Raw genomic sequence first — 22,630 nt, 5'->3', positions numbered from 1 at the left:
GAGACTGCGTCGACGTTCATCGGCGCAACACCAGCCCGTCAGATGGCGTCGATGCCTTCTTCGCCGGTGCGGATGCGGACGACCCGCTCGACGTCGGTGACCCAGATCTTGCCGTCACCGATCTTCTCGCTGCGCGCGGCGCTGGCGATCCGCTCGACGACGAGGTCGACCCGGTCGTCGTCGACGACGACCGACAAGCTGACCTTGGGGACGAAGTCGATCGTGTACTCCGCTCCTCGGTAGGTCTCGGTGTGTCCACCCTGGCGGCCGAAGCCGCGGACCTCGCTGACGGTGATGCCGGTGATCCCGGCGTCTTTCAAGGCGTCCTTCACTTCGTCGAGCTTGAACGGCTTGATGACCGCGGTGATGAGTTTCATGAGTCGTCTCCCCTGGGTCGTCTCGATTCGAACGAGGCGTATCGGTTTGTGTCAGACACAAACCGATACGCCTCAGCGATGCGACTCACTCTTGCAGATGTCGTCGGTTCGTTGGGGACGCGGCCGAAAACGATGAACCCCGAACCCTTCGTCAGAGGACAGTGACAGGGTTCGGGGTTCGAGAGGCGCAGCACTGCGCCTCGAATGGGGGTGTGTGCGTCGCCTGGCACGATGGTGCCGGGCCGAGCGACGCGTGTCCTCGATCGAGGGTTCCGGGAGCTAGATCGCGTCGACGCCTTCTTCGCCCGTGCGGATTCGCACGATGCGGTCGACGTCGCTGACCCAGATCTTTCCGTCGCCGATCTTGCCGGTTGCGGCGCCCGCCTTGATGGCCTCGATAGCGGTGTCGACACCGCTGTCGTCGATCAGCACCTCGACGCTGACCTTGGGCACGAAGTCGATCTTGTACTCCGCTCCTCGGTAGGTCTCGGTGTGTCCACCTTGGCGGCCGAAGCCGCGGACCTCGCTGACGGTGATGCCGGTGATCCCGGCCTCCTTCAACGCATCCTTGACGTCATCGAGCTTGAACGGCTTGATGACTGCAGTCACGAGTTTCATGATGATGGTTCTCTTTCTGACTCTTCAGTCGTTCGTTCGTTGGTCTGACGTCGTGCTCAGGCGTACGACGGATCGTTGGAGTAGCCGGCCATGCCGTGCTCGAACACGTCGAGGCCTTCCATCTCCTCTTCCTCGCTGACACGCAGGCCGATGGTGGCCTTCAGAGCGGAGAAGACGATGAACGACATGATGCCGACCCAGGCGATGATGATCAGCACCATGATCAACTGGACGAGCAGCTGCTCGATCCCGCCGCCGTAGAACAGTCCGGCGTCGGCACGGCCGAGGAAGGCGTCGTCCTTGCTGGCGAACAGACCGATCGAGAGCACGCCCCAGGCGCCGACCACACCGTGGACGCTGATCGCGCCGACGGGATCGTCGATCTTGATCTTGTCGAACATGATCACCGAGAACACGACGATCACGCCGCCGATTGCGCCGATGATGACCGACATGACGGGGGTGACTGCGCCACACGGGCCGGTGATCGCCACGAGTCCGGCGAGCACGCCATTGCCGATGAAGGCGATGTCGGGCTTACCGGTCTTCAACCAGATCACGACGGTCGTGGCGAGGCCACCTGCTGCGGCGGCGAGCATCGTGTTGACGGCGATGCCGCTGACGAGGTTGTCGGCGAAGAGCTCCGAGCCAGGGTTGAAGCCGAACCAGCCGAGCCACAGGATGAACACACCGAGGATGGCGAACGGGATGTTGTGACCTGGAATGGCCCGCACCGAACCGTCTTCGGCGAACTTGCCCTTTCGAGGCCCGACGAGGAACGCACCGACCAAGGCAGCGATACCGCCGGTCATGTGCACGACGCCGGAGCCTGCGAAGTCGGAGTAGACCGCGTCACCGATGGAGATGCCGGCGATCAGGCCGCCGCCCCACGTGAAGTGGACGACCACCGGGTAGATCACCGCACACATGATCGCACCGAAGATGAGGTACGAGACGAACTTCGTGCGTTCTGCCATGGCCCCGGAGGTGATGGTGACCGCTGTTGCAGCGAACACCGCCTGGAAGAAGAAGAAGGTCGTGTGCGACAAGTTGCCGACGCCGCTGCTGCCGAGTGCCTCGATGTCACCGAGTCCGTTGAGGAAGAAGCCGGTGTCGCCGAAGAAGTCGTTGCCGCCGCCGAAGGCGATGGCGTAGCCGCTGGCGAAGAAGGCCAGGATGCCGATGATCGCGTCCGCCATGTTCTTGGCGAAGATGTTGACGACGTTCTTGGCTCGGGTGAGGCCTGCTTCGACGAGCGCGAAGCCCGCCTGCATGAAGAAGACCAGACAGCCAGCCAGGAAGACCCAGATGTTGTCGAGGACCATCGAGGCCTCCGACGGCATGTCGTCCTGGGCGAAGCCGATGGATGGGCTGATGGCCAAGAAGGCGACAACGCCGCCCAGGCCGGAAATGATTCGAAGCGCTCTGTTGCGCACTGTGTCCTCCAGTGGTGTTCGTTGATAAAGGAGATGCCAGGTGCGCCGTTGCCGCCCGGATCAGGTGCGCAAGCTAGGTGTCGCCGATTTCTCGATCATCGCCGTCGGGTTTCGTGTTGGTGAACGTGCGTGTCGTCGTCGTGTTCTCGATGTTTCGGCTCTGTGAATCGCCAGCTCACCGCCTCCTGATCGAGCTAGTGGGAGGTCACCGCAGGTGAGGAGCGACTGCGCCCTGCGGTGGTGGCACGCCGCCCACATCTCACGCGCAGCGATACGGCGGCCGCCATCCGCGAGGTGCGCAACGGTCGGGGGACCCGAACTGGCACCGGCTCGAACGGCTCCGACATCGGCGAACGCGGCCGAACGCGGCCATGGGGAAAGAAAATGGGGAAAGAAAATGGGGAAAGACATCGGGGCCGGAAGCGGAAGCGTGGACCGAAACCGGAGAGCTAGTGAGAAGGGATCCGACAACTCGTGCCAGCTCGACCTTCGTACGGTCGATTCGCTTCTGCCGGGGGGTTCCAACACTCGAGGGGGATTGAACGCTGAAGGAGGATTGCAAGCAGAAGCGAATCGACCGTGAGGAGGACGATACGTGTCGACTCTTGCAGCGATGTGAGCGCGATGTGAACGGCTCGTGAAACGGTTCGGTGTCGCAACGGGGAATCTCCGAGCGGGGCTTGGTTCGCGGACGGGGTGACCTGGCACACTGTTCCAATGGACTTGACGTATCCCGCTGAAGCCGAGGAGTTCCGCGCAGAGATTCGTGGCTGGCTCGAGGACAACCTCCCTGACGGCTGGTTCGAAGACGGTTTCGAAATGACCGACGAGGAGCGCAAGGAGTTCAATGCCGAGTGGCCCAAGAAGCTGTTCCAGGGTGGTTGGATCTGCGCGACGTGGCCGACCGAATACGGCGGCAAGGGCTTGACCACCATGCAGGGCGTCGCCCTCGCCGAGGAGTTCGCTCGGGCGAAAGCGCCGATGCGTGGCGACTTCTTCGGTGACACGCTCGTCGGCCCGACCATCTTGCAGTGGGGCACCGAGGAGCAGAAGCGCGAGTTCCTTCCGGGGATTCTCAAGGGTGAGACGCGTTGGTGCCAGGGGTTCTCCGAGCCCGATTCGGGATCCGATCTCGCATCGCTGAAGACGACCGCCGTGCTCGACGGCGACGAGTGGGTGATCAACGGACAAAAGGTGTGGACCACGCAGGGTCATCACGCCGACTACTGCTTCTTGCTGACCCGCACCGACCCGGACGCGTCGAAGCACGCTGGCATCTCGTACCTTCTCGTGCCGATGCGCCAGGACGGCGTGGAAGTGCGCGGCATCACGCAGCCCGACGGCACCGCCGAGTTCTGCGAGGTGTTCTTCTCCAACGCACGTGCGTCCAAGGACGCAGTCGTCGGCGGCGTGAACAACGGATGGAAGGTCGCGAACTCCACGCTCGCTTTCGAGCGTGGTCAGTCCGCGACGACCGGGTTCCGGCGTTTCGCCGAGGAGTTCCGAATCCTGAAAGAGACCGCCGAGGCCAACGGGGCCATCGACGATCCGATGATCCGTCAGCGACTCATGGTCTTCTACAGCAAGATCCAGATTCTCCGCATCAACGGCTTGCGAAATCTGACCGCCACCCTGAACAAGTCGAAGGACATGGGGACGATCGCGCTCGGCGCGACCAACAAGATGTTCTGGTCGGAGATGCACAAGGCAGCGATGGAGCTCGCGCTCGACATCTTCGGTGCCGAGGCGATGTTGGTCGACTGCGGACCCGAAGCAGGTGGCTGGCCTGGCGCCACGCGCGACAAGCGCCGTGAGGGCTACCCGGTGAGTCCGATGATGTCGTCGTTCTTCTTCTCTCGTTCGGAGACCATCTGGGGCGGTACGAGTCAGATTCAGCGCAACATCGTCGGTGAGCGCGTGCTGGGTCTGCCCAAGGAACCGAAGTAGACCCGACTCGTCACGCCGCCGAGGCCCTGCTGGCACCGGCGCGGGAAACGGCCTGACGACGCGGCGCGACGCGGTCGAGGAGGACGTAGCCGCGTCCCTTCGGTCCGCGTCGGGTCGCCTCGACGCGATCGACGACTGCCCAGAGGTCAGCCACGTCGCCGTGGTCGGCGAGCAAGAGTTCGGTGAGTTCGATGCCGCGTTCCATGCTCGTCTGGCCGACGCAGTCGTACCACGTGCGCGCAACGGTCGTGAGGCGAATCGTGTCGGGCCGCTCGACGATGTCGTCACGGTGCAGGGCGCGTGCCGCTCGCACCGTCGACCTCGGGAGCCGGTCGACATCTGCAGTGCCATCGATCGAGGTCATGTCGGGGCAGCTCGGGCGGTAGACGAGATCGATCCCCCACAGCGATGCTGCTGCGGCGCCAGCGATCACCACGCGTCGATCATGAAGGCAGGCCGCGACGCAGCGTCCGGCGAACGAGTCGGGATGGCCTTCGACTCGGTACAGGTCGGCGCCGAGCGAGATGACCCCGCCGCGAGCGTGGAGTCGATCGAGGCCGTCGGGTTCAGCGAGTTCGGCGCGAAGGGCTCGGCCGGAGACGATGCCGTGCTGTCGGCGGATCGTCAGCGTCATCGCTGGCGTGAAGTGTGCGTACATCGGGTGCTCCCAGGGTCGGTGCGGGAGGAACCTCGTCGACGGCATCCGTCGGGTTCGAGTAGACCGGGTCAGGCCGAATGGCTGGTGATGACGTCGCCAGCCGCACAGGCTATCCAGGAGGTCGCGATGTGACATCTGGCGTGCAGCAGTTGGTCGAGTCTCGTACGGGGACGCGTTCGCCAAGATGTCGGCCGTGATCGACGAGCCCGATTCGGCAGTGCCTCGCGCGCCGCGACGCGCCCGCGTCTACGTCGCGCCGACGGATCGACTGATCACGCGTCCGTTCGTGGTGGTGACCCTGAGCGCGTTCGCCTTCTTCATGTACATCGGGACACTGCTGCCACTCGTCCCGCTGTACATCGAAGGGCCGCTCGGGGGCGGCGAGTTCGGCGTCGGCGTGAACGCAGCGGTGTTTGCGATCGCTGCGATCGCTGCTCGTCCGGTCCTCGGACGCTTGGCCGACCGGTACGGGCGACGCAGCATCATGATCGGTGGCGCGTTGATCGCGGCGGCCGGCGGTTTCGGTATGAGCCAGGTCGACGCGCTCGGTCCGTTGCTCGCGTTCCGTGTCTTCACCGGCATCGGGGAGGCTGCGATGTTCGTCGGCGCTGCCACGCTGATCGCCGACCTGTCGCCCCGCGAGCGGCGCGCGGAAGGTGCGAGCTACTTCTCCGTCGCGGTGTTCACCGGGCTCGGTGTCGGTCCGGTGTTCGGTGAGTGGCTGCTCGACGACGTCGAGTTCGAGCGAACGTTCGTCGCGGCCGGCTGCTTTGCCCTCATCGCCGGTGCGATCGCGCTGCTCGCCCCCGCACGCGTCGTCTCTCCGGATTCTCAGACCGACGATCCGAACGCCGTCACGGGCGACGTCGACCGCTCGGGTTGGCGCCGGTACGTGCATCCGTCGGCCGTGTTGCCGGGCATCGTCCTCGCACTCGGAATCGGCGGTCTGACGTCGTTCTTCCTCTTCGTGCCCGACTACTCGCGCGAGGTGGGGTTGGGCTCGTCGGGTGGCTTGTTCTTCGTGTACTCGGTCGTCTCGGCGCTCATCCGTGTGTTCGGTGCGACGCTGCCGGAGCGACTCGGCCCTCGGCGAGCCGTCACGATGGCGTTGTCGTTCTTCGCGGTCGGTCTCGTCCTCGTCGCCGCCGTCCCGACGCCAGCCGCGCTGTGGGTCGGTGCCGCGCTCGTCGGACTCGGTGCTGCGTTCAACTATCCGTCGCTCATGGCGCTCACGGTCAACCGAGTGTCGGATGCCGACCGAGCGAGTGCGATCAGTTCGTTCACGATGTTCTTCGAGATCGGGTCAGCGTTCAGCGGCCTGTTCGTCGGGGCGATCGCCCAACTCGCCGACGAGCGTCTCGGGTTCGTTGCCGGCGCCGTGATGTGCGTCATCGGCATCATCGTGTTGCGCACCAAGGTCGTCCCGCTCGTCGCTCCGCTGACGGCCAACGCCACCGCCTGACCCGTATCGGTTTGTCTCAGAGACAAACCGATACGCCTGGCGCGCGGGTGGGGCAGCGCGACGGCGATGTCCGATTTCCGCTGGGATCGTCCGAGCGAGCGAGGCATGATGCAGTCGTGCCCCCACTCGATCCCGACGTCTGTTACGCCGCGTCGGCGAGTCGCGACGCTCGGTTCGACGGCACCTTCGTGATCGCCGTACGGACGACGGGGATCTACTGCCGTCCCAGCTGTCCGGCGATCACGCCCAAGCGTGCCAACGTCGAGTTCCACCGGACCGCTGCCGCCGCGCAGCAGCGCGGATTTCGAGCCTGCAAACGGTGTCGACCCGACGCGACGCCTGGCTCGTCCGAGTGGAACGTCCGCCACGACGTGGTCGGGCGGGCGATGCGACTGATCGCGGACGGCACGGTCGAACGAGTCGGCGTGCCGGGTCTCGCCAGCGCGCTCGGCTACAGCGAACGACATCTCCACCGACTGCTCGCCGAGGAAGTCGGCGCCGGCCCGCTGGCGCTCGCTCGTGCGCAACGGGCCCAGACCGCGCGTGTGTTGATCGAGACGACCGCGCTCCGACTGACTGATGTCGCGTTCGCCGCCGGCTTCGGAAGCGTCCGCCAGTTCAACGACACGATCCAGCAGGTGTTCGCGTCGTCGCCGTCGGAACTGCGCGATGCAGTCACTCGGCGGGGGAGCGAACGAACCGGCGTGTCGGGATCGACGACCAGTGTCACGATCCGACTCCCGACTCGGCGCCCCTTCCCGGCCGCCACCGTCCTCGAGTTCATCGGTGCCCGCGCGCTCGACGGCGTCGAGGAGTACTGCGCCGGCCCCCGACCGACGTACCGGCGAGTGCTCGACATCGACGGACGGCACGGCATCGTGAGCGTCGTCGCCGGGCCCGATGCCGACGCAGACCACGTCATGGCAACCATCTCGCTCACTGATTGGGGCGACCTGGGTACCGCAGTGCAGCGAGTTCGGCGGATGCTGGATCTCGACGCTGACCCGCAGACGATCGATCGTCACCTGCGTCGCGTGGCCGCGCTCGCGCCGCTCGTCGCCACGCATCCGGGGCGTCGATCGCCGGCGAGTGTCGACGCGTTCGAGACCGTCGTCCGAGCGATCATCGGCCAGCAGGTCTCGGTGGCTGGCGCCCGCACCGTAACCAACCGATTGGTGGCAGCGATCGGGCCGAGGCTGACGATCGACGACCCCACGCTCACGTGTGCGTTCCCGGGTCCTGATGCGGTGGCAACCGCGCCCGACGCGGCGCTGGCGATGCCGACCGCTCGCCGCGATGCGGTCCGCCGAGTCGCCGCCGCGGTGGCCGACGGCACGATCCGCCTCGACGTGGGTGTCGATCCGATCGAGGTCCGGGCTCGGTTGATCGAACTCAAGGGCATCGGGCCCTGGACGGCCGATTACGTGCTGATGCGTGGCCTCGGCCATCCCGACATCGATCTGGGTAGTGACTTGGGCGTGGTTCACTCGCTGCGTTCGGCGGGGATGGCGAATCGAGGCGACGAACTGTTCTCGGCAGCTGCGCCATGGCGTTCCTACGCCGTCCACCATCTCTGGGCGAGTCTGCCCACGGCGCCCACCAGCACCGCGAGCGGGCCGTCGAGCCCGGCGACACGGTCTCCGCGAACGACGACGAGAAGAGAGCTGCGATGACATCCGACGACCGAACCACACCATCTCCGGCTGGAGCGACGACACCAGCGCCTGCGAACGCCGCCGCGAACCCCGCGTCCGGCGAGCGGCTCTCGCGCGCAGTGATCACCGGTCCGCTCGGTGGGCTCACGCTGATCGTGTCGGATGTCGGGCTGCGGGCATTGCTCTGGCCCGATGAGCCGGTCGGGCGAGTGCCGTCGGCGGGCCTGGCCACCGAGCAACGCGATCGCGACATCGTCGATCCTCGTCATCGTCCACTCATCGATGACGCTCGCGACCAGATCGAGGAGTATTTCGCCGGCACGCGACTCGTGTTCGACCTCCCGCTCGATCCGGTGGGCACGCCGTTCCAGTGCGAGGTCTGGAACGTGCTGCGCTCCATCCCCTACGGGGCCACGATGTCCTACGGCGAGCAGGCCAGGCAGTTGGGCGACGTCAACAAAGCACGGGCGGTCGGCGCAGCGAACGGGCGGAATCCGATTTCGATCATCGTTCCCTGCCACCGCGTGGTCGGCTCGAACGGTTCGCTGACCGGCTTCGCCGGCGGTGTCGAGGCGAAGCGTTGGCTGCTCGACCACGAGCGCCGGGTATCCGGCCGAACGCTCTGTTGACCGGCTCGACGGTCGAGCGCGCCAGCGGCGCTCAGCACAACCCGAGTCGTGCCGCGGCGCGGTCGGCGGCATCCGGGCCGGCGAGCTGACGAAGGAGCAAGAGTCCATCGACGATGGCGATCGCTGTTTCCGCCTCGACTCGTCGGTGATCGGCCGACCCGTCGATGAAGGTCGCGACCCACTCGATCCACATCTCGACGAGCTGGGGCACGATCGATCGGTACGGCTCCCGGCCGGTCGCCGCGAGACCGTTCGCCTCGAAGAACAGCGCGAACACCGGATCGGCGTCGTCGGTCGCCAGCACCGGCCACGCTGTCCGCAGGAGTTCGGTGTGATCACTCGCCGTGGCGACGAACGCAGGCGCGAGTGTGGTCTGTAGCTGGGCGCCCATCGAGACCAGCACCTGGGCGACGAGGTCGTCCATCGTCGGGAAGTAGTACACGACCGTTCGATCGTTGATGCCCAGTCGCGTGGCGACTCGGCCGAAGCTGAGCCGACTGAGGCCATCGTCGAATGCGACCTCGAGTGCCCCCTGGAGGATCTCGTCCCTCGTGTGCTTCCTGGCCATCGGCGTTGATTGTAGTGATCGCTTCATCTAGAGTTGGTGAAGTGATCACTACACTCCATTCGACACGCCCGCCAGCGAGGTCGTCGTGACCGAGATGCTGACCACGGCGGCAGGTGAGCGTTTCGTTCGCACGCCCGACGAGCGCTTCGAGTCGCTCGTCGACTTCCCTTACGCCCCTCGATACGTCGAGGTCGACGGGTTTCGTGTGGCCTACATCGACGAAGGTCCGCCGGATGCGCACCCGATCGTGCTGCTGCACGGAGAGCCGGCGTGGAGCTACCTGTACCGGCGGATGCTCCCGCCGTTGCTGGCGGCAGGGTTTCGTTGCATCGCACCCGACCTCATCGGTTTCGGGCGTTCGGACAAGCCGGTCGATCGAGCCTCGTACACCTACGACCGCCACGTCGCCTGGCTGCAGGAGTTCCTCGACACGATCGATCTCGACGACGGGGCGAGCCTGTTCGCGCAGGACTGGGGTGGGCTCCTGGGTCTGCGCGTGGTCGCCGAGCGGCCGGGTCGATTCGAGTACGTCGCCGTCGGGAACACCGCGCTGCCGACGGGCGCGTCCGCCGGCCCGGGCTTCGACGCCTGGCTCGCGTTCTCGCAGAGCGACGCGTTCGACGATGTCGGGGCCTTGTTCGGTCGAGCGGTGGTCGCTCGTTCGCTGACCGGCGACGAGATCCGTGGCTACGACGCGCCGTTCCCCGATCGAACGTACCTTGCGGGAGCGATCGCGTTTCCGGCGCTCGTCCCGATCACGCCCGCGCACGAGTCGGTCGAAGCGAATCGGGCGGCCTGGGCAGCGCTCGAAGCACGTCGAGCGCCATTTCTCACCCTGTGGTGTCCGGACGACCCCGTCCTGGGGCACCTCGCCGAGGAGTTCATCGATCGGATCCCGGGCGCTGCCGATCAGCCGCATCGCTCACTGCGACCTGGTGGCCACTTCGTCCAAGACGATCGCGGTGAGGACATCGCCGCGGCGCTCATCGAGTGGCTCCCGCCATCGGCTGGCGCCGTCACGTCGGGAGGTCGAGTGCCCGACGATGACGCCGATCAGCGCGCGTGAGTTCGTCCGTTCACCGCCATCCACCATCGCCATCAACCATCGCCATCAACCATCGCCATCAACCATCGCCATCAACCATCGCCATCAACCATCCGGTGCATCGGCCCTCGGGTCGGTCCCACGAACCGCCAAGGAGACCAACATGTCGACGTTCACGTCCGCAGACGCCAACGAACTGTTCAGGGCGCCGCCCACGCGGTTCCTCGACACCGGATCGAGCGGCATCGCCTACCGGCGCGTCGGCGCCGGACCCGACGTGCTCTTCGTGCACGGCTGGCCGGTGTCGGGAGCGACGTTCCGGACGCTGCTGCCGTACCTGGTCGATCACGTGACCTGTCACCTCATCGACCTGCCCGGCACGGGTTCGAGCCGTTTCGACGCTGCCACGCCGCTGTCGATCGATCATCACATCGAGAGTGTTCGCCTGGCCATCGATGTGCTCGAACTCGACGATGTCGCCGTCGTCGGCCACGACAGCGGTGGGATGATCGCGCGCCACGCCGTCGTGGGCGACCCGCGCGTTCGAGCGATGGGATTGATCGACACCGAACCCGCCGACGGCGTGAGCTGGCGGTTCAAAGCGTTCCTCGCGCAGCGACGACTTCCGGGCTTCGGGCGCATGCTGGGCTGGGTCGCGAGCAAACCCCGGCTCCGCCGCAACGGGTTCGTCCTCGGTGATGCGTTCGTCGATGCGAGCCGGCTGGACGGAGAGTTCGACGAGTTCTTCCTGCGGCCGCTGTACACGTCGTCGAAGCATCTCGAAGCCGGTCTGCGCATCTTGCGTTCGTTCGACTATCGCTACGTGCGCGAGCTCGCCGCGATCCATCCGCGCATCGACGTTCCGGTACAGCTCGTCTGGGGCGAGGAGGACGTCTTCTTTCCCGTCGGGCACGCGAGGCGCATGGTCGGCGAGTTTCCCGATGCTCGGATCGACGTCATCTCGAACGCGGGGCTGTTCTCCCACGAGGAACGGCCGGCCGAGGTCGCAGCGGCCCTGCTGGCCACGCTCACCGGGTCACGCTGAGCCCGGTTTCGGCGAGGTCAGCGGCGGCGGGCGGCGGCAGCCTGTTCGCGGCGAGCGCGTTCGGCTTCCTGCTTGGCCTTCTTCGCTTCTTTGCGCTTGGCGCGCAGTTCGGCTTGCTCCTCGGCCGAGCGCCGAGCGGTGTCGATCAGCGGCGCGATCTCGGTGACCTCGGCTTTGGGGAGCGCAACCAGTTCATCGTTCTTGAGCAGGTCGCGGATGATCGCCGACGCCGGCGCCTCACCGGCGACCGTGCCGGCCAGCATGATCTGGGTGATGCCCACACCGTGCCGCTCGACGATGCCGGGCAGCACCTCCTTGAGCTGGTCGGTCGAGGGATTCTCCGCGTGATCGCCGAGTTGCTCGATGCAGTCGGCGAGACAGGCGTCGGTCGTGATCGCGGCGATCGCTTCCATCCCGCCGTCGATTCGACCGGCCTTGACGCCGGCGCGGATGCCCTCGGCCGTCATCTCCGCCACGAACGACTCGAGCCCTTCGCGATGGTCGTCGTCGAGCGCGTCGACGGCTGCGGTCAACTCGTCGTCGCTGGCAGCCTTGAAGGCGCGGTCGAGCAGGCCAAGCGCTTGCATTCGGTTCTTCATCTGGTTCACGGCCATGGGCAGCGACGCTACCTGGTGCCGCTGAGCAACACGACGAAGGAGGTCTCGTCCGAGACGATTCGAGCGTCGTCGCTGCGGTCGATGGACCCGTGGCGAGCCCCCGTGACGAGCCCCATGTTCGAGCGCGGACGAGCACAGCGCACGACCGGGCCAGCACGCCTCGAGCTCGGTGTCGACGGTTTCGTGCCCGACGGCACACGAACCTGGGCTACTCTGTAATCGCTTACATTCATGGTTGGAGGAACTGATGGCAACCGTCACGCTCGACAAGGTGAACAAGGTCTACGAGAACGGCTTTCATGCCATTCACGACCTCGATCTCAACATCGCCGACAAGGAGTTCTTGGTGCTCGTCGGCCCGTCCGGCTGCGGCAAATCGACCGCGCTGCGCATGATCGCCGGACTCGAAACGGTCACCGGCGGCGAGATGAGAATCGGTGACAAGGTCGTCAACGACGTCGAACCCAAAGACCGCGACATCGCGATGGTGTTCCAGAACTACGCGCTGTACCCACACATGTCGGTGTACGACAACATCGGCTTCGCCTTGAAGCTCGCGAAGGTTCCCAAAGAAGAGATCGATCGTCGGGTCCGCCAGGCGTCGAAGATCTTGGAGCTCGATGCCAACCTCGACCGCAAGCCAGGACAACTGTCCGGTGGCCAACGTCAGCGGGTCGCGATGGGCCGCGCGATCGTGCGTCAGCCGGCTGCGTTCCTCATGGACGAGCCGCTGTCCAACCTCGATGCGAAGCTGCGCGTGCAGATGCGTGCCGAAATCGCGGGGCTCCAGCGTGAACTCGGTGTCACCACCGTGTACGTCACCCATGACCAGGTCGAGGCGATGACGATGGGTGACCGCGTCGCAGTACTGAAAGACGGCTACCTGCAGCAGGTCGACACGCCACAGAACTTGTACGACAGGCCCGACAACGTTTTCGTCGGCGCGTTCATCGGTTCGCCGTCGATGAACCTCTACGAGGGCGTCGTCGCGTTCGACGGGGAGGGTGCCTCGGTGCAGCTCGGCAGCCAGTCACTGCGCCTCGATGCGTCGTCGGTCGCCTCCCGGCCGGGTCTCAAGGCCCATGATGGCAAGCCGGTGATCGTCGGCATCCGCCCCGAAGACTTCGAAGATGCGGCGATGATCGACCACGACACGACGGGGAAGCAGCTCACGTCGACGGTGTCACTGATCGAAGCGCTCGGCTCGGAGATCATGGTGCACTTCGACCTCGACGCTCGACGCGTCGATTCTGGTGACCCCGACGCGATCGAGGAACAGGACAAGGCAGCGAACTCGGTGGGCCGCTTCCATCCACGGTCACGGGTGCGGATGCGTGACGACGTGACGATCGCCGTGTCGACGGAGAACATGCACTTCTTCGACTTCGGTGATCACCAGGCGATTCGCTGATCAGCGACTCGCGGGTACCGCAGCCCTGATCTGCAACGTCGCGGGGGCCACGAGCAGCACGGCGAGCAGTCGAACATGACGGTGGGCGATCCGATCGGGTCGCCCACCGTCGCGTCTCAAGCGAAGCGCGGAGCTTCTCCGGGCTCGGCCATGACCATCTTGCGACGCTTGGACGTCGCCACGATCGCACCGGCGAGGCTGAGCAGCGGAGCGATCGGCTGCACGATGGCTCCGATGCCGACCGATGGGCCCTGTGCCTCGGAAAAGGCCAGCATCAGGCCCCACATGACGACCCCGACGATCGCAGCGATGACCGCACCGATGATGGCCAGAATCGCGACGGCGAGCACGCGCCCGGCCAGCAGCAACGTGATGCCGAAGCCCGCCATGATCACGGCCATGACGATCGGCACCGTGCCGGGGGCGCTCACGTCGTACAGCGTGAAGTCATCGATCCAGAAGTAGTCGTCCATGCCGTTGGCCGACGCGCCGTTGGCGCTCGCCCACGGGAGAAACACGCCGAGGATCGAGATGGCCGAGCCGACGAGGATCAAGATGGCGCCCACCTTGACCTTGGGTCGGGGGGCCCTCACCATCATCCCGGAAGCTCCGGCAGGCACATAGCCCGGAGGTGCGACGGCTCCCGGCTGCTGTTGCCCATAGGCAGGTTGTTGCCCGTATCCGGGTGGTGGCGGCGCCTGGCCGTAGTCAGCAGTTGGCGGTGCCGGGTCGTACCCCGGGGGAGGCGGCGGTGTCTGACCGTAGTCAGGGGTCGGTGGAGCTTGGTCGTATCCCGGTGGTGGTGGCGCCTGCCCGTAGTCGGGCATCGGCGGCGGTTGCTGGCTGTAACCCGGAGCGGTGCCCCCGTCGTTCGGAGCCGTGGGGAATCCGCTGTCGTCGTTGCTCATCTCACCATCATTGCCGATTCGACGCAGCCGTCGGCGGAACACTGCGTCGCCGGCTCCTCATGACGCTCGATGTGGTCAGAGGTCGGAGGTGAAACGCGGCTTGATCGGCGCGTGCTCGATCGCCGGAAGCACATGTCGCGCAACGAGGTCGCATTCGGCCTGGTGGGTGTAGCCAGACAGGATGAACGCGCTGACGCCTGCGTCCTGGTAGGCCCGGAGCTTGGCGACGACCTGGTCGGGGTCGCCGACGATCGCCGCACCGGCGCCGCTCCGGGCGCGCCCGACGCCGGTCCACAGCGCCTCCTCCACGAAGCCGTCGTCGGCTGAGGATGCGCGCAGGTCGGCCTGGCGTGAGACTCCGACCGAGGCGGCGTCGAGCGACTTGTTGCGGATCGCATCGCCGGTCTCCGGATCGAGCCGAGACACGAGGCGTTCGGCCGCCGCACGTGCTTCCGCTTCGGTCTCGCGCACGATGACGTGCGCGCGCAACCCGCACAACACCTCGCGGTCGTATCGCTCCCGGGCGAGCGTGTTCATCTCGGTCACGGTGTCGGCGACCGAACTCACCGTGTCGGGCCAGGTGAGGAACACGTCGGCCTCTGCCGCTGCGACGTCCTTGGCGGCGGGGGAGAATCCGCCGAAATACATCGGTGGGCACGAGCCGTCGACCGTCGCGGCACGCGGCGGCTCGACCGTCAGGTCGACGAAGTCACCGTGGAGGTCGACCGCCTCGCGGTTCAGGAGCTTGCGAAGGGTCTGCATCCACTCGCGTGTGCGCTGGTAACGCGGGGCGGAGTCGAGCGCCTCACCCGGCATGTCGGAGGAGATGATGTTGATACACAACCGACCGCCGGCGAACTGATCGATCGATGCCAGTTGACGGGCGAGTTGCGGCAACCACATCTCGCCCATGCGAACGGCGAGCAGCAGATTGATGTGCTCGGTGTGCGTGGCGATCGCCGCAGCGAACGCGGTCGAATCGATCCCGAGCTGGTACCCGGACGGAAGGAGCACGTTGTCGAACCCACCGCGATCGGCGGTCTGGACGATGTCACGGCAGTGCTCCCACGACGACGCCAACGCAGGATCGGGAACCCCGAGGAACTCGTAATCATCGTCGCAGAGCGCGCTGAACCAGGAGATCTCGGGGACGTCGGGCGAGGTGATCGAACTCACGGAAGCGGTACTCCTTCGGAAGCTTGGATGATGGCGTAGACGTCGGAGCGATCGAGCGACACGGCGAGCGTGGCGGCCGACGAACGGATCCGATCGGGATTCTGCGTGCCGATGATCGCGATCGGCGCCGAGGGGTGGGCGAGGACGAACGCGAGTGCGATCTGCGTGCGATCGACGCCTTCGCGCTGGGCGAGCCGATCGAGTTCGGCGAGCAACTCTGGCCGGATGCCCTCACCGGTGGCGAGACGACCGCCGGCCAGCGGGCTCCAGGCCATCGGCGTGATCCGCATTTCCATGCACTGGTCGAGCGTGCCATCGCGCAGTGGCGTGAGATGGGCGGCGGAGAACTCGGGCTGGTTCGATGCGATTGCGAACTCGAGGTGGGCCTGCAGCGCCGCCACCTGCGCCGGCGTGTGGTTGGACACGCCGACTTCTCGAATCTTGCCATCGTCGCGTAAGGCGGTCAGCGTGATCGCCACGTCGGCAGGATGCGTGTACATGTCGGGCCGGTGGATCTGATAGAGGTCGATCCGATCGGTCTGCAGGCGACGCAGCGAGGCCTCCACCGCGGCGCGGAGGTACTTCGGCGAGGAGTCGTACGGCGTCGGAGGGTTGATACCCCCCTTGGTGGCGAGCACGATCCGGTCGCGCAGACCGGGAGCACCGGCGAGGATCCGCCCGAGGTTCTCCTCGACCTGACCGAAACCGGTGCCACCCCAATCGAAGCCGTAGACGTCGGCCGTGTCGATCAGGTTCATCCCCGAATCGAGCGCGGTCTCGAGGAGCATCTGCCCGCTTGCGGGGTCGTCATCGGTGAAGCGCCACTGCCCGTAGGAGATCGGTCCGACCGGCGGCAGCGTCCCGAGGACGCGAGATTGCGTGAGTACCAACGACATGATTGCGAACCTACCGCGCGGCACCCGCCGCGCGGTAGGGCCGGTACAAACCCTCGATCAGCCCTTGACGGCGCCGGCGAGAATGCCTCGGACGAAGTACTTCTGGAGCGCGAAGAACACGACGATCGGAACGAACGCCTGGACGAACGCTCCAGCGGGAAGGATGTTCTCGTTGCGACCGAAGTCGCCAGCCAGGTTGGCGATGAGGATCGTCGTCGGCTGCTGACTCGCGTTGGCACCGATCATCGTGTTGGCGACCAGGTAGTCGTTCCACGTCCAGAGGAACTGGAAGATCGCAAAGGCGGCGAGCACCGGCACCGACAGTGGCAGCACGAGTCGCCAGAAGATGGTGAAGTGCGCCGCGCCGTCGATGCGAGCTGCTTCGAACAGATCTTTGGGCAGCTGGCTGATGTAGTTGTGCAACAAGAAGATCGCGAACGGCATCGCGAACCCGGTGTGGGTCAACCAGACCGCCGTCGTGGTCCCGGCGAGGTCGAAGTCGGGGATCAACGTGATCGTCTTGTCGAGGAACGGCAGGGTGAGCCGGGCACCGCCGACGAACATCTGCAACAACGGGATCAAGGCGACCTGCAGCGGGATCGCCAGTAGCGCCACCGTTGCGATGAACAGCGGCTTGCGGCCCTTGAAGTCGACCCAGGCGAACCCGTAGGCAGCGAAGGCGGCGATGGCGATCGGGATGATCGTCGCCGGGATCGCGATGGCCGCCGAGTTCAACAGAGACTGTCCGAGGCCCTGCCGGGCACCGAAGATCTGGTCGTAGTTGTCGAGGGTCAGTTCGCTCGGCCGGACCTTCCACCAACCGGTGTTGCGCTGCCCGTCACGGCTGCGGAACGAGTTGACGAACAGCCCGAGTGTCGGGATGCTCCAGACGACGACGATCAACCAGACGACGATCGTCGGGATCGACCGGAGGAAGTCGTAGACCCGAGCGATCGGGCCGGACGACTTCTTGGCCGACGACGAACTGGTGGTCGCGTCGCCGGAATCGCTTGCGAGTGGAGTCGTGGTCGACATCGGTCAGCCCTCTTCCTTCTGCATGTTGCGGATGTTGTAGATCATCACGGGGAGGACGGCGAGGAAGATCAGCATGGCGAGTGCCGCTCCCTTACCGGTGTCGCCGAAGCTGAAGGCTTCCTGGAACATCTGGTTGGCGAGCACCTGCGTGCCGAACTGACCGTTGGTCGTGACCTTGACGATGTCGAAGACCTTCATGACGCCGACGATGAGGGTCGTGACGACCACGCCGATCGTGGTGGCGATCTGGGGGAGTGTGACTCTCCAGAACACCTGACTGTCGGTCGCGCCGTCGATCTTGGCCGCTTCGATCAACTCGGTCGGGACCGCCTTGATCGCCGCCGACAGGATCACCATGGAGAAGCCGGTCTGGATCCAGATGAAGATGATCATCAACCAGAAGTTGTTGTACGGCGTCTCCTGGACGAAGAACACCGTCTGGGCGCTGATCGAGCCGTCGTCGTTGATGCGGAAGCCGCCGACCCCACCGCCGATGATGCCGGCGAAACGGATGAAGAACCAGCCCACCAGCAACGTCAGCACCGCAGGAACGACTGCTCTCGCATAGGCGCGGGCCACGAGTGCTCGAGCAAGCCACACGATCAGACCGAGGACGGCCAGCCCGAGCACGATCGTCGAGATCAGGGTCGGGAGGCCCGACCCGGTCGACAATCGACCGAGTCCGACCCAGAGTGCGTTGAGGACGCCGGTCTGCTCGGTCGAGACGTCGCGGGCGGTGTAGACGAATCGCCAGATGATCGAAGCGCCGACGAGCGAGATCGCCATCGGCATGAAGATGATCGACTTGGCGATGCGTTCACCGCCTCGATTGTCGGCGAGTACGGCGATCGCCAGGCCCATCGCCGTGGAGGTGAAGGTCACGACGACGACCCACCAGAGGTTGTTGATCAGCGTGCCGCGAAGCGCAGTGAAGATACCGAACGAGACGAGGAGCGCACCGACCACGAGTGGCCCGGAGGTCGCGTTGCCGAGCTCGACGGCGCGTCCCGTTCGCTGCCGCATGACGTAGCCGACACCGACAGCGATCAGCAGGAGGACTGCTCCGATGACGAACGGGACGCTGGTGAACATGTTCGTCCAGTTCGAGATGTCGAGCGAGTTCTTGTCGGTGAAGACGGCGCCGTAGTTCTCGAGTTCGACGAACGCTTCGGAGTCGCGGTCCAGGAGCGACAGGTATGCGGTGCGGATCGTCGGAACGACCAGCATGATGAAGATGAAGAGCAGTGCAGGTCCGACGAAGATGGTCGCCCTGGAGCGAGTGTCGATCTGCACGCGCTCGCGGTATCCGGGGTTGGCCGTGAGCCCGAGCCGATAGCCGAGTGCCAATGCTGGTACGAGGGCAGCGATGATCGACGTGGCCAGACTGCCGTCGCCGAAGTCTGCGCCTCCCCACGCGCCGAAAATCCAGCCGAGCGCACCAACGATCAGGGCGCCATGGAGCGGGTTGCGCTTACGGAGCGCTCCGAGTCCACCACCGATGGCGACGCCGATCGCCGTGTAGACGGCGATGGCTACGGGGTCGAGACCGGGTTGGAATTCTTCCCGGATCAGCACGCCGATGGCGACACCGATGACGGCGCTACCGCCGACAGCGATCGCCAGCCGCCGATTCGGATCGTCACTGAGAGCGAGTCCGATGCCGATGGCTCCGAAGGCGGCCGCTCCGACGAGGGGGCCGAGCACCCAGGTGAAGAACCCTTCACCGGACCCGAGGGTGACGAGGTTGCCGTGCAGCACGATCCCGAACACCGCGCCGATGGCGCCGAACGCGATCGCGCTGAACCGCTCCCATTTGTCGCGGACGTTGTTGAACAGCAGGTTGGCGCCGATCCAGAGTCCGGCACTCGCCGCCACGGCGATGACGACCGTGATCAGCGTGCTGCGGATCTTCTCCTCGACGACCGCCCAGTAGATGAGACCGATGAAGGCGACGACCCCGAGCGCCAGTTTGACGATCTCTCCGGGGGCTCGTGGGCGAGTCAGTCGTTGTACGACCTCGGCTCCCTCCTTGTCAGGATGATCGCCTGCGATCTCCTTACTCGTCAGTGTGTCCACCTCGAATGACCCCCAAGTCCTTGTCTTCCCCGGTTTCCCCGGCATGCTCGAAAAAGCGACGGGGCACCGACACCATAGTGTCGGTGCCCCATTGCGTTGTCAGTGACCCGCTGCGCGGGTCGTGACGGTCTGGATCAGCTCGGCCACGAGGCCTGGATGTTCGCCGCGGCGGTCGCCGCGTCGATGTCACCGTTCACCAGTGAGGTGCCCTCGCTCCAGAACGTGCCAGCGCCGACATCGGCGGGCATGAGGTCGGAGCCGTCGAAGCGGGCGAGATCCGAGTTGTTGAGGATCTCGAGGAAGCCCTGCTCCAGCGGACCGTAGACGCTCGGGTCCTGGCCGTTGGCTGCCGACAGGTAGCCGGAGAGCACGTCGCCGCCGCCGAGGAATTCCTTCTGGTTCGCCTGGCGAGCCGCGGCGTAGTCGGAGGTGGCGATGTAGTTCATCACGGCCATCGTGGCGGCCTCGTCGTTGAACGCAGCGGCGTAGATGCCGGCGGTCAGGACGGGGCGGTCACCGTTGATGTCCGGGAAGTAGAACACGTCGACTGCCTCGGGGGAGCCGTCGGCGAAGACGGTGCCCTCGGGGAACAGACCGGCGAAGAAGTTCGCCTGACGGTGCATGAAGCACTGCCCGTCGACCAGCGGCTGGCCGTTGTCGGCGAAGTTGGTCGCAGCGATCGAACCGCCGGCGGCGAAGACGTTGTCTTCGGTCCAGAGGCTGACGACGGCGTCCATGGCCTCCACGATCTGCGGATCGTCGAACGGGATCTCGTTGGCGACCCACTGGTCGTAGACGTCGCCGCCGTGCAGACGCAGCACCATTTCCTCGACCCAGTCGGTGTAGGTCCAGCCCGTGGCCTGGCCCGACTCGATGCCCACGCACAGCGGCTTGGCGCCACCGGCAGCTGCCATCTCGTCGACGAGCGCGGTGAACTCGTCGAAGGTCTCGGGCACCGTGTAGCCAGCCTCTTCGAAGGCGGCCGGCTGGTACCAGACGAGCGACTTCAGGTCGGTCTTGGCGGGAACGCCGTACTGCGTGCCGTCGACGTTGCCGTAGATCTGGAAGCCTTCGGCCCAGTTGGCGTCGATCGTGGCGTCGACTTCGGCGGAGACGGGAACGATGAAGCCGTCACGAGCGAAGTCGGCGAGCTTGCCGGGCTGGGGGAAGAACGAGATGTCGGGCGGGTTGCCGCCTTCGACCTGGGTGTTGATGTTGGCTTCCCAGTCGGCATCGCCGGTGTACTCGATGTTCAGGTTCACGGTCTCACCGAATGCCTGGAGCGTGTCGTTGAGCGACGCGATCGACGGGTCGTCACGCTCGGGGCCGGTGATCGTCACCGTGGCGCCACCAAAGTCGCCTGCAGCGTCGGCCGGAGCCTCGTCCTCGGTGTCTTCGGCCGGAGCTTCTGCCTCGGTGTCTTCGGTGCTCTCCTCCGCCGGCTCGTCGTCGCTGCCGCATGCAGCGGCAACGAGCGTCAAGGCGACGGGGACAGCGATCAGCTTCACGCTGCGCTTCTTCATTGGGTCCTCCCCCAGTGATATGGATTGGTCGCTGGAACGTACCAGCGCTGTAAACGCTTACATACCGAAGCGTTCACGTCAAGGCGCGTCAACGTTCACGTGCTGGAAACACGCTCTTGGCGCGTGGCGCGCAACGGGTCCGGCACCCGGTTGGCAACGGGCCGACAGTTCGCCAGCAGCGTGGCGGGGCTCGTCAGACGGGTGCGGGGCCGGTGGTCGAGCGCACGACGAGTGCCAGTTGGCCCCGTACGGCGGGGGTGCCGGCAGATTCGCCGGTCTGCGAGCGAGTCGGCGTGCCCGTCAGCGGCCGGCCGGTCGCGCCGACGGCAGCGGCTTCCATCTCGGAGATGAGGAGTTGTGCTGCGACGGCGCCGTGGTCGGCGACCGGCTGACGGATCGTGGTGAGGTTGACGACCTGCGCGAACTCGTGGTCGTCGACGCCGACGATCGAGATGTCGCGACCGGCGACGAGGCCGTGGCGGTCGAGTTCCATCAGCGCCCCGAACGCCATGTCGTCGGACATGGCGAACACCGCGGTGGGCGGATCGGCGAGATCGAGGAGTTCGGCCATCGCTTCGCGCCCACCTTGGATGCCGAAGTTGCCGACCGCGACGAACTCCGGCAGGAGTGCGAGTCCGTGTCGCACGAGTGTCCGTTCGAAGCCTTGTCGTCGCCTCTTCGGAACCGTGAAGTTCATCGGGTCGTCGTGGAGCCCGCCGATCATCGCGATGCGGCGATGGCCGAGTTCGACGAGATGCTCGCAGGCCATCTCGCCCACCAGTTCATCGTCGATCATGACGGACGGATGTCCGTCGACCGCGTTGCCGATCGTCGTGAGGGCGATGCGGCGCGACCGGAGGCGTGCGGCTTGTTCGGCGCTCGGCTCGACGTCGACGAGGATCAATCCGTCGGTCCGGCGCTCGAGGTGGTGGCGGTCATCGAGGAGGCGATCGCGGTCAGCTGGCCCGCTCACGCAGATCACCTGGAAGTCGTAGCCGGCACCGTTGCAGACCGCCTCGGCCGATGCGACGACGGTGGAGAAGTACCAGCCGCTGATGAGCGGGACGCCGACGGTGACGGTCTTCGTCTTGCCGGCAGCGAGCCGGGATGCCGCGGGATCGGGCTCGTAGTTCAACGACGTGGCCACCGACATGACCCGCTGACGGGTGGAGACGGCGACGTTGGGAAGGCCGCGCAGCGCGCGGCTGACCGTTGCGACCGAGACCTTGGCCGCCGACGCGACGTCCTCGATCGTGGCTCGACGTTCGAGCATCGAGGCATGGCGATGACCCGTTCGGCCGGAGGCGAAGGTGTCGTCTGCGTTCATGATGTGTTGAGGAGCGTTGGTCGAGTCGCGCCGCAGATGCGTCCGATGATGGCGTTGCATCGGTGCGCTCGGTGGGCTCGAAGCGACAGACAGATTGCCATTTTGTCGGCACGAGAACGAATCGGTCTGGGCGAACAGGCCCCGGGGCCGGTCGCAACGAGAAGTGCTCGCGGCGGTCTGGCAGGTGCCGTGCAGCGGTCTCGCAGTGATCGTACGCCTTC

At 65.8% G+C, this 22,630-nt stretch carries 20 protein-coding genes; 7 read left to right on the top strand and 13 right to left on the bottom strand.

Annotated elements, in window-relative coordinates; genetic code table 11:
* Positions 1-38 precede the first annotated feature (38 nt).
* From ACE37B_RS08390 to ACE37B_RS08380, 3 genes are all read right to left on the bottom strand, one after another.
* Positions 39-377 carry a P-II family nitrogen regulator gene (locus tag ACE37B_RS08390; RefSeq protein ID WP_409922823.1) on the bottom strand — a complete coding sequence of 113 codons (339 nt, stop codon included), beginning with the start codon at positions 375-377 and terminating at the stop codon, positions 39-41.
* A 279-nt stretch (positions 378-656) separates the two neighbouring features.
* A complete protein-coding gene (locus ACE37B_RS08385) occupies positions 657-995 on the bottom strand; it encodes a P-II family nitrogen regulator (RefSeq protein ID WP_409922822.1) in 339 nt (112 codons plus the stop codon).
* A 56-nt stretch (positions 996-1,051) separates the two neighbouring features.
* Positions 1,052-2,338 (bottom strand): ammonium transporter, encoded by a 1,287-nt coding sequence (locus tag ACE37B_RS08380; protein WP_409922909.1) that lies wholly within the window; start codon positions 2,336-2,338, stop codon positions 1,052-1,054.
* 810 nt (positions 2,339-3,148) lie between these two features.
* On the opposite strand from ACE37B_RS08380, the gene ACE37B_RS08375 reads away from it, so the two are divergent.
* Positions 3,149-4,378, top strand: a complete 1,230-nt coding sequence (locus ACE37B_RS08375) for an acyl-CoA dehydrogenase family protein (RefSeq protein ID WP_409922821.1) — start codon at positions 3,149-3,151, stop codon at positions 4,376-4,378.
* 10 nt (positions 4,379-4,388) lie between these two features.
* On the opposite strand, the gene ACE37B_RS08370 is transcribed toward ACE37B_RS08375, so the two are convergent.
* Positions 4,389-5,036 carry a hypothetical protein gene (locus ACE37B_RS08370; RefSeq protein ID WP_409922820.1) on the bottom strand — a complete coding sequence of 216 codons (648 nt, stop codon included), beginning with the start codon at positions 5,034-5,036 and terminating at the stop codon, positions 4,389-4,391.
* 193 nt (positions 5,037-5,229) lie between these two features.
* Here ACE37B_RS08370 and ACE37B_RS08365 point away from each other — a divergent pair, with 193 nt between their 5' ends.
* The 3 genes from ACE37B_RS08365 (at position 5,230) to ACE37B_RS08355 (ending at position 8,782) form a co-directional block, all read left to right on the top strand.
* Entirely contained in the window at positions 5,230-6,498 is a 1,269-nt protein-coding gene (locus ACE37B_RS08365) for an MFS transporter (RefSeq protein WP_409922819.1), read from the top strand.
* A 116-nt stretch (positions 6,499-6,614) separates the two neighbouring features.
* Entirely contained in the window at positions 6,615-8,171 is a 1,557-nt protein-coding gene (locus ACE37B_RS08360; protein ID WP_409922818.1) for an AlkA N-terminal domain-containing protein, read from the top strand.
* Complete coding sequence (locus ACE37B_RS08355) at positions 8,168-8,782, top strand: methylated-DNA--[protein]-cysteine S-methyltransferase (protein WP_409922817.1); 615 nt, start codon at positions 8,168-8,170, stop codon at positions 8,780-8,782. The genes ACE37B_RS08360 and ACE37B_RS08355 overlap by 4 nt, the downstream gene beginning before the upstream one ends.
* A gap of 31 nt (positions 8,783-8,813) precedes the next feature.
* On the opposite strand, the gene ACE37B_RS08350 is transcribed toward ACE37B_RS08355, so the two are convergent.
* Positions 8,814-9,350: a TetR/AcrR family transcriptional regulator gene (locus ACE37B_RS08350; RefSeq protein WP_409922816.1), complete on the bottom strand. Its 537-nt coding sequence runs from the start codon at positions 9,348-9,350 to the stop codon at positions 8,814-8,816.
* A 94-nt stretch (positions 9,351-9,444) separates the two neighbouring features.
* Here ACE37B_RS08350 and ACE37B_RS08345 point away from each other — a divergent pair, with 94 nt between their 5' ends.
* A complete protein-coding gene (locus tag ACE37B_RS08345) occupies positions 9,445-10,416 on the top strand; it encodes a haloalkane dehalogenase (protein WP_409922908.1) in 972 nt (323 codons plus the stop codon).
* A 142-nt stretch (positions 10,417-10,558) separates the two neighbouring features.
* The gene (locus ACE37B_RS08340) at positions 10,559-11,440 is read left to right on the top strand and encodes an alpha/beta fold hydrolase (protein ID WP_409922815.1); all 882 of its coding nucleotides are present in this window, start codon (positions 10,559-10,561) and stop codon (positions 11,438-11,440) included.
* A 17-nt stretch (positions 11,441-11,457) separates the two neighbouring features.
* On the opposite strand, the gene ACE37B_RS08335 is transcribed toward ACE37B_RS08340, so the two are convergent.
* Positions 11,458-12,054 carry a hypothetical protein gene (locus ACE37B_RS08335; protein WP_409922814.1) on the bottom strand — a complete coding sequence of 199 codons (597 nt, stop codon included), beginning with the start codon at positions 12,052-12,054 and terminating at the stop codon, positions 11,458-11,460.
* A gap of 250 nt (positions 12,055-12,304) precedes the next feature.
* Here ACE37B_RS08335 and ACE37B_RS08330 point away from each other — a divergent pair, with 250 nt between their 5' ends.
* Entirely contained in the window at positions 12,305-13,468 is a 1,164-nt protein-coding gene (locus tag ACE37B_RS08330) for an ABC transporter ATP-binding protein (RefSeq protein ID WP_409922813.1), read from the top strand.
* A 116-nt stretch (positions 13,469-13,584) separates the two neighbouring features.
* Here the strand turns inward: ACE37B_RS08330 and ACE37B_RS08325 are convergent, their stop codons facing one another.
* The 7 genes from ACE37B_RS08325 to ACE37B_RS08295 form a co-directional block, all read right to left on the bottom strand.
* The gene (locus tag ACE37B_RS08325; protein ID WP_409922812.1) at positions 13,585-14,376 is read right to left on the bottom strand and encodes a hypothetical protein; all 792 of its coding nucleotides are present in this window, start codon (positions 14,374-14,376) and stop codon (positions 13,585-13,587) included.
* Between the two features lie 75 nt (positions 14,377-14,451).
* Positions 14,452-15,552: an LLM class flavin-dependent oxidoreductase gene (locus ACE37B_RS08320; protein WP_409922811.1), complete on the bottom strand. Its 1,101-nt coding sequence runs from the start codon at positions 15,550-15,552 to the stop codon at positions 14,452-14,454.
* On the bottom strand, positions 15,549-16,448 hold the full coding sequence (locus tag ACE37B_RS08315) for an aldo/keto reductase family oxidoreductase (protein ID WP_409922810.1): 900 nt from the start codon (positions 16,446-16,448) through the stop codon (positions 15,549-15,551). The genes ACE37B_RS08320 and ACE37B_RS08315 overlap by 4 nt, the downstream gene beginning before the upstream one ends.
* Before the next feature lie 57 nt (positions 16,449-16,505).
* Positions 16,506-17,483 (bottom strand): carbohydrate ABC transporter permease, encoded by a 978-nt coding sequence (locus ACE37B_RS08310; RefSeq protein WP_409922809.1) that lies wholly within the window; start codon positions 17,481-17,483, stop codon positions 16,506-16,508.
* Positions 17,484-17,486: 3 nt separating this feature from the next.
* Complete coding sequence (locus tag ACE37B_RS08305) at positions 17,487-19,559, bottom strand: ABC transporter permease subunit (RefSeq protein WP_409922808.1); 2,073 nt, start codon at positions 19,557-19,559, stop codon at positions 17,487-17,489.
* Positions 19,560-19,693: 134 nt separating this feature from the next.
* The gene (locus tag ACE37B_RS08300; RefSeq protein ID WP_409922807.1) at positions 19,694-21,082 is read right to left on the bottom strand and encodes an ABC transporter substrate-binding protein; all 1,389 of its coding nucleotides are present in this window, start codon (positions 21,080-21,082) and stop codon (positions 19,694-19,696) included.
* 193 nt (positions 21,083-21,275) lie between these two features.
* Entirely contained in the window at positions 21,276-22,409 is a 1,134-nt protein-coding gene (locus tag ACE37B_RS08295) for a LacI family DNA-binding transcriptional regulator (RefSeq protein ID WP_409922806.1), read from the bottom strand.
* Positions 22,410-22,630 lie beyond the last annotated feature (221 nt).

Origin of the sequence: Ilumatobacter sp. (assembly GCF_046290335.1) — a bacterium.
Classification (GTDB): Bacteria; Actinomycetota; Acidimicrobiia; order Acidimicrobiales; family Ilumatobacteraceae; genus Ilumatobacter_A.
The sequence above is the reverse complement of the archived record's forward strand: the minus strand, read 5'-3'. Positions and strand labels throughout refer to the sequence as shown.

Bases quoted from the DNA above. Each gene is read 5' to 3' on its own strand.
- ACE37B_RS08295 (WP_409922806.1), bottom strand. From the start codon at position 22,409: ATGAACGCAGACGACACCTTCGCCTCCGGCCGAACGGGTCATCGCCAT.
- ACE37B_RS08315 (WP_409922810.1), bottom strand. From the start codon at position 16,448: ATGTCGTTGGTACTCACGCAATCTCGCGTCCTCGGGACGCTGCCGCCG.
- ACE37B_RS08300 (WP_409922807.1), bottom strand. From the start codon at position 21,082: ATGAAGAAGCGCAGCGTGAAGCTGATCGCTGTCCCCGTCGCCTTGACG.
- ACE37B_RS08390 (WP_409922823.1), bottom strand. From the start codon at position 377: ATGAAACTCATCACCGCGGTCATCAAGCCGTTCAAGCTCGACGAAGTG.
- ACE37B_RS08355 (WP_409922817.1), top strand. From the start codon at position 8,168: ATGACATCCGACGACCGAACCACACCATCTCCGGCTGGAGCGACGACA.
- ACE37B_RS08375 (WP_409922821.1), top strand. From the start codon at position 3,149: ATGGACTTGACGTATCCCGCTGAAGCCGAGGAGTTCCGCGCAGAGATT.
- ACE37B_RS08345 (WP_409922908.1), top strand. From the start codon at position 9,445: ATGCTGACCACGGCGGCAGGTGAGCGTTTCGTTCGCACGCCCGACGAG.
- ACE37B_RS08380 (WP_409922909.1), bottom strand. From the start codon at position 2,338: ATGCCGTCGGAGGCCTCGATGGTCCTCGACAACATCTGGGTCTTCCTG.
- ACE37B_RS08310 (WP_409922809.1), bottom strand. From the start codon at position 17,483: ATGTCGACCACGACTCCACTCGCAAGCGATTCCGGCGACGCGACCACC.
- ACE37B_RS08370 (WP_409922820.1), bottom strand. From the start codon at position 5,036: ATGTACGCACACTTCACGCCAGCGATGACGCTGACGATCCGCCGACAG.
- ACE37B_RS08325 (WP_409922812.1), bottom strand. From the start codon at position 14,376: ATGAGCAACGACGACAGCGGATTCCCCACGGCTCCGAACGACGGGGGC.
- ACE37B_RS08335 (WP_409922814.1), bottom strand. From the start codon at position 12,054: ATGGCCGTGAACCAGATGAAGAACCGAATGCAAGCGCTTGGCCTGCTC.
- ACE37B_RS08385 (WP_409922822.1), bottom strand. From the start codon at position 995: ATGAAACTCGTGACTGCAGTCATCAAGCCGTTCAAGCTCGATGACGTC.
- ACE37B_RS08350 (WP_409922816.1), bottom strand. From the start codon at position 9,350: ATGGCCAGGAAGCACACGAGGGACGAGATCCTCCAGGGGGCACTCGAG.
- ACE37B_RS08330 (WP_409922813.1), top strand. From the start codon at position 12,305: ATGGCAACCGTCACGCTCGACAAGGTGAACAAGGTCTACGAGAACGGC.
- ACE37B_RS08340 (WP_409922815.1), top strand. From the start codon at position 10,559: ATGTCGACGTTCACGTCCGCAGACGCCAACGAACTGTTCAGGGCGCCG.